Below are 1,125 nucleotides of genomic sequence, written 5' to 3'. Positions count from 1 at the left end.
TGTGACGTCCAGCCAGGTTGTTCAACCGGGTGATGGGTGGGACTTTGCCGATGGCGGTGTGGGGCCGGTGGTGGTTGTAGTCGTGCAGGAACGCTGGTAGGGCGGCGCGGCGGGCTTTCTCGGAGGAGTAGAACTTGGCGAAGGCCCAGTTGTCGGCCAGGGTGCGGTGGAACCGTTCGATCTTCCCGTTGGTCTGCGGCCGGTAGGGGCGGGTCTTCTTGACCGTGATGCCGAGTGCGGCGCAGGCCTCGCGCCAGAGGTGGGAGCGGTAGGCCGCGCCGTTGTCCGAGAGCACCCGGCGGGTGGTGACGCCACGGTTGGCGAACCAGCCGACCGCGTTGGTCAGGACGCGGGCGGCGGTGGCGGCGGTCTCGTCGTCGTGGATCTCGGCGTAGGCGACGCGGGAGTGGTCGTCGATGACGGTGTGCACGAACGCGGTGCCGATCTTCGGGTTGTGGTACTGGTTGCGGGGTTTACCGGTCGTGGCGGCGCGGTTCTTTTTGCCCTGGACCCGGCCGAGGTAGCGCCAGCCGCCGCCGTCGGGCACGTTGCCGAGTTTCTTGACGTCCACGTGCAGCAGGTCACCCGGGGCGGGGTGTTCGTAGCGGCGGATCGGTTCGCCGGTCGCCCGGTCGAGGTGGCTGAGCCGGTTCGCGTGATGCCGGACCAGGACGGCGTGCACGGTGGAAGCGGCCAGGCCGAGCTGATCGGCGATCGGGATCGGTCCCCAGCGTCGTTTACGGCGCAGATGCAGGATTTTGCGGACCAGCGGTGCCGGGGTCAGGTTCGGTTGCCGGTGCGGGCGTGAGGTGCGGTCGGTCATGCCGGCTTCGCCGTGTTCGCGGTAACGCTGGGCCCATTTCGCGGCGGTGCGCCAGGACACGTCGTAGCGTTCCGCTGCTCGCGCGGGTGACCAGCCGTGCTCGACGATCAGACGCGCCAGCCGCAATCGCGCTCGCGGGGTCAACGCGGCGTTAGCGTGGGACATGAAGGCCTCCAAGCCTGGTCAGTGGGTCCTCGACAGCTCCACTGCACCGCTGGAGGCCTTCACTTGTTCACCAGACCGACCCGCCGTCCTCAGATCGAGTGGTCACACTCCCTCGACCAACGTCCCCGGACGTCACA

General features: G+C 68.4%; 1 protein-coding gene. It reads right to left on the bottom strand.

All coding sequences use genetic code 11. The features are described from left to right. Positions 1 to 988, bottom strand: a 988-nt coding sequence (locus ODJ79_RS46580; RefSeq protein ID WP_263030186.1) for an IS481 family transposase, incomplete at its 3' end; no start/stop codon positions are given. Between the last annotated feature and the right edge of the window lie 137 nt (positions 989 to 1,125).

The organism is Actinoplanes sp. KI2, from assembly GCF_025630775.1.
Lineage (GTDB): Bacteria > Actinomycetota > Actinomycetes > Mycobacteriales > Micromonosporaceae > Actinoplanes.
Note: the sequence above shows the minus strand (reverse complement) of the source record. Positions and strands in the feature narration are given on the sequence as shown.